6 protein-coding genes are annotated in these 5,107 nt (G+C 53.1%); all 6 read right to left on the reverse strand.

What is annotated here, in order from left to right:
* Nucleotides 1–115: 115 nt before the first annotated feature.
* Complete coding sequence (locus ACP7D4_RS27430; RefSeq protein WP_426212563.1) at nt 116–544, reverse strand: hypothetical protein; 429 nt, start codon at nt 542–544, stop codon at nt 116–118.
* 9 nt (nt 545–553) lie between these two features.
* Nucleotides 554–820 (reverse strand): PAAR domain-containing protein, encoded by a 267-nt coding sequence (locus ACP7D4_RS27435; RefSeq protein ID WP_426212565.1) that lies wholly within the window; start codon nt 818–820, stop codon nt 554–556.
* A gap of 30 nt (nt 821–850) precedes the next feature.
* Complete coding sequence (locus ACP7D4_RS27440; RefSeq protein ID WP_426212567.1) at nt 851–3,022, reverse strand: T6SS phospholipase effector Tle1-like catalytic domain-containing protein; 2,172 nt, start codon at nt 3,020–3,022, stop codon at nt 851–853.
* Nucleotides 3,012–3,512, reverse strand: coding sequence for a hypothetical protein (locus ACP7D4_RS27445; RefSeq protein ID WP_426212571.1), 501 nt, complete (start codon nt 3,510–3,512; stop codon nt 3,012–3,014). The genes ACP7D4_RS27440 and ACP7D4_RS27445 overlap by 11 nt, the downstream gene beginning before the upstream one ends.
* A 71-nt stretch (nt 3,513–3,583) precedes the next feature.
* Nucleotides 3,584–4,519, reverse strand: a complete 936-nt coding sequence (locus tag ACP7D4_RS27450; RefSeq protein WP_426212568.1) for a DUF4123 domain-containing protein — start codon at nt 4,517–4,519, stop codon at nt 3,584–3,586.
* Nucleotides 4,516–5,107: DUF2345 domain-containing protein (locus ACP7D4_RS27455; protein ID WP_426212570.1), on the reverse strand; the 592-nt coding region annotated here is incomplete at its 5' end. The genes ACP7D4_RS27450 and ACP7D4_RS27455, both read right to left, overlap by 4 nt.

Consider the following 5,107-nt stretch of genomic DNA (forward strand, 5'->3'; position numbering starts at 1 on the left):
GGGCCGGCCCCCGCTGCGACGATGCCAGCCGGTCACGAGCGGTCGCGTCGCGGCAGAGCGTCCGATTGACCATCAGATATCGTGACCATCAAGCCATCAAACATCTTGCACGCGCTCACTTGTCCGGTCTGAATACCGTTTCGCGCGCCTTGGTGCGCTCAGCCGTTCCAGCGGCATCTCCTTGCGGAGTCATGACGCTCCATGCGCCGATCCGAAAGCGCCCTTTAGGCAGTGGCGCTACAGCAAGTACTGGTGAAGACGCCTCAGCGTTAGCTACTGCGGGAGTCCTTGCAAATGTCGCCGACGGCGCCAAGCGGCGCCAGCCGGTCCAGCAAATCAGAGTCAACAGAAACGGCGGGATGAAAGTCCCCAGAACGGTCCCCCTTTCGCCGTTAAAATCAACCCGCGCAGGTACCGCCACGCTGAGCAGGGAATACCAGGCGATTCCGGCGACGAGCAGGAACAGCAGCCAGCCAATAATGCTGAAAACGGTGCGCCGGCGTACTATCGCCGATGCCGCCATCGACGGTGTGGTCTGTGTCACGTTGTTATCCTATCCCTGCGAAGCGACCGGCAAGCTGGCAATAAGAGCACATCCACATGCCGATTTGTGGCCGTGCAGCGCGACCTTGCGGCCACCAACGCTGAAGACCGGTGACTCTTCAATGATCGGATTGGCGCCGTGGCCCGGCTGGGGGCATGCCACCATGTCGCCCACACGAGCAATCCCGATGCCGCGGACGGTATGAATCGGCGAAGCACTGATGACCGTTCCGCCGTGCGTCGTCCTGTCGCCAAGGCGAACCACTGCAAGCGCCATCAACGGCCTCCTAAATAACACGGATGCATGTCAGAGCCCCAAGGCCGACATCGCGCCCGTCCAATTTTCTGCGACAGTCTTAACGCCGGCGTCATAGGCCGAGCCGACGCCGCGCCCCACGTCGGATGCCCCGCTCTGAACTTTTTGACCAAATTCGATCGCCGATTTTCCTGCTGAATCGGCAAGTTGACCAGTTTTTTTCGACGCGGCATCCAGTAACTCGCCGCCTTTTTTCTGCGTCGCGTCAGCAAAATCGCCCACGTTTTTCTTTGTTGCGTCAGCAAATTCTCCGACACTTTTCTTTGTTGCATCCGCCGCTTCTCCAGCTTTTTTCTGTGTCGCGTCAATAAACTCGCCAGTCTTTCTCTTGGCGGCCACTGCCGACGTGACGATGTAACGTCCGGTCGCTTCCATGGTTGAGATCACCACCTTTGAACCTGCTTGCACTATCTCGATGGTGTAAGTGGCACCAGCGATTGACTTCTCTAGGACGAATTTCTCCGCCAACTTGTATTTTTTGGTAGCAAAGAGTACGCCATCATGCAAAGTCTGAACCACCACAACCCCGGTGTCATTTATGATCTGCCCAGTGTCATAGATTATCTTAAAAGTGACCTTCTTCACGGTACTTGCCGTGTTGTCCAACCAATCCAATCCCCTCGCCAAGACGTTTCGACTCGATTCGGCCATACCGCGCGGGCGGAAGTAGCTGAATGGCTCGACACTGCATATGAACGCGGCTTTTGAATCGTGGACGGAGTGCTGGATAAACTGCAAGACTGCGTCTGAGCAGTCGGTCCGCCATGCAATCAGCCGCCATGGTTCGGGCCGAACCACCTGTGCGTACGCCAACCCGGCCACCTGCAACAACCGCAAACCTGAATCGTGCAGCGCCTTATCGGTAATTGCACCCATTGCCTTAAAAGGTCGGAGCAATAACTCGGCCTCCTCTGCGATACCAATATGGCCGATCAAATTGTAAGCAGTGCTATCCTTAGTGGCAATCAAGTCAGGCGTAGTAATCTTTTTCCTCGTCATTGTTCCCCAACCCGAGTACAACGCTTTCATGTGCGCAGCTACAGCGCCCCCGATCGCATCTGGAGGATTTACCGCCGCCATATAATTTTTGAATCGGGCTTCGGTCTCGGGATGGATGAGGAAGCGCTCTTGATATAATAGCGGACGATCGACGGCCATTGTGTCGAAATCCAGCATGCGCACACCGGCCTTTGTGGCTACGCGCATCATCTTTCGCATCGGAATGCGCGAACAGTTGTTGGATATACCTTGCACCACTTTATCATATCCACCTCCGACGTCGGAGTGAACTCCCGGATAAACCAATTCAATCCAATTAGGCCGATATTTCCCACCTTTTGAGATTATATCCACGGGAAATGAAAATCTGATTTCGTGGCCCGCGATCAGATGGACGCAGTTTTCGACACAATCAGGCACGACGAGATTTTTCTCAAAAAAGGGAGCATCTATGTTTACACTCGGCAAACCGAAGGACGCTACTGTATCGAACAAGCCAAGGAATTTAATCTTCAATAGATGTTCGTTAAAATAGATTTTTCCGTCTGAATGCATTTTGCACTGCTCTTTAAGAAAATCGTTGACAAAAGCCCGTGCTAGCGCGGCTCCGCGGGAAAAGCCAAATACTGAAAGATTAATAACACTTATTAAATTAAAAGGTTTAAGCGCCGTATTGATTTCACCAAGGGACGCGTTCTTACTTTTGGCAACGTAGGCTTTGGTAACAGCGTTAAACTTTTTGGCATTGTCCAGCAAAGCTTGACGCAGAGCGTCATTAACATTGCCCTGGCCGAACTTAGTCCGGCGAGTGCCGCCCTGACCAAAACCGTTGCCAAAAGCAGCATCCTCGACAGCGGCATCATTTTCTTCCCAGAACGTCGGCGTCTTGCCTTGATAACCATTATATTCGGTTCCGACCCCTGAAATATAAAACGCGTAATTGGTTGTTTTCGGGCCCGTCAACGCCTGTGCCGCACGCCAAAGGCGAGCTGGATTACTCCAACGGTGGACCTTTTCGTCAACGTCGTAATTATTCCCAGTACCATCGAAAAAAACACTAATATTTACAATATCGGAGCAATTTTGTTTGGCGCCCGGCTTATCATTCTCAGCATCACTATTGCACGATGCCGCACCTGCTAGCTGACTGCTTTCATCTGCCATGTTTCTCAGACTCCTTCAATATCGCCTCGCCGCGAGCGGAAACCTCCGGGATATATTGCGAGAATGTGAATTCTGCGGTCTCGTCCGGGTAAAGATGAACGCCCATGTAGCGTGTGTTGGCCGGGACGTCGCTCGCTTGAAGAACAACCTTATTTTTAATGACAACTGTTTCACCATTGCGCGGCGCGCCAGCTCGACCGTCTACTCGCCAACTCAACTTTTGAAGCCCCATTGGGACAACAACGCCAGAAACTACCGAAGTGCTACCATGTCTACTGGCAATGCCAATATCGGAATCGTTCAAATGAATATCAATGATGTGGCTATTGAAGAAGTTATACAGAACAACGTCAAATCGCATTTCCTTTTGCATAGCCTTTCTACTCTTTCCGCACGCCAACAATGGGTGCAATAAACTAAGACTGACCAGTTTGAGAACGACTTGGCGTCGTGCGAGGCCACTTGATATGATTTCTTTACCATTGTTCATCTTGGTCCAATCTATTATTCTTCTCTACAGAATGCCAGTTGAATCGATCGATAAATCGATCCAACGACGCCCTACCATGGCGATTCCTCTCGCCCCGGAAACAGCGGAATCGCATCGTCAAACGCGATTTCGCCTTCCTTAACACGCGCGAGCAGGGATAAAATCTCGGGATCCGAATGCACTGCTTCCCCGTAAATGAGCGCCGCGCACGTGTAATTGAGAATATCTCGCATGCCGAACAGTTTGGTCCTGCGGGCCTCAAGCAAGTGTTTCTCCACACGCCTGTAGCGCTGTTCCATGGGGATACGCTCCAACAGAAGCGGCTGGTTTTCGTGCAAGAGCGCGAGCAACTGATCGGGCACTCCGGCTTCGACCAGCATATCGACCTGGACCTGACTTAGCAGCAACGGCAAACTCACCAGGTGTGCCGCAGCGGTTTCCGGTCCGGCGACGGGACGTATCTCCTGTGGATAGCCATCCCGGTCCCAGTACCACCATGCCGTCACACCTTGCAGCAACCGCGCACGCTGGCGCTCGCTTAATACGCCAACAGAAACGTGCAGCGTCTTGTCGCTCTTTTGCCCGACTAGTGTGCCCAGAATCGCCGGATCCCAAAATGCAAAAATCATCGTCGTCTCATCGGGCAACACTATTTCTGTGAATTCGGCCAGGTTAGCCCACAGTTCATCGAAATCAAGCGTACTGGTCAGCAATGTAAAACTGGCCGGATGCGCGGCGCCAGATCCAAGTAGGGCAGCCCAGGCGTCAGAATCAGCGGCGAGCGGACTCAAGGCGACAAGATGCGGTGAATAATCCTCCATCTCCGATTCAATCGCAGCGGGCACTAAGCACATGCTGCGCGTGCTCAGCGATTCCTTCGCGAATTTTTGCAGCAGCGTACCATCTTGAGCCGCATCGACAATGGCGTAGCAGGTCAAGTCGGGGTTGTCGAAGGAGGCCGCAAGCTTCGATTCGAAGGTGGTCGCCTCAAGTCCGGCGAAATTCATTGCTGAGCTCCTTTGTTGACGAATGCAGATCGCTGCTTGGCGCGCTTCTTCAGACACTCAAGACATACTGCCTTGGGAAAGACAGGCAGCGCGTACGGCATAGTTTTCGGTCCGGGGAGCGAGAAGTCGGCATTGTGGCTGATGCGCTGCCCGCTCGTCATGTCGGTGATCCCTGAACCATTGATCACAATCGCCGATCCATCGGCGCCGATCACAATCTCTTTTTTGGCCCATATTTCGATACGATCCGTGGCCGACATCAGGCGAAGCACTTTCGCGGCGATGATATCGAGGTCTCCGCTTTGTGCCTGGATTTCGATTTTTCCTTTTGCCGCGAATAGCTTGATCCCAGCGTTATACGCAAACAGACTGATCTTTTCCTTCACACTGGCGATCAAGCTCTTGCCGACCGCGACGTTGATGTCGGCACCGGATGACATCGTGACCTGGTCGCCGCTGTGGATATGCGTTGTTGACGCTGACCGAAAATTGACCCACCTACAGGGGGTATGCTGATCGAAAATTGACCCAGGTGTTCTACTGCTCCTGCCCACATTTTGGGCAGGAGAAAAAAAGGTGATCACCATG

Source organism: Massilia sp. TWP1-3-3 (genome assembly GCF_049897805.1).
GTDB lineage: Bacteria > Pseudomonadota > Gammaproteobacteria > Burkholderiales > Burkholderiaceae_D > Telluria_A.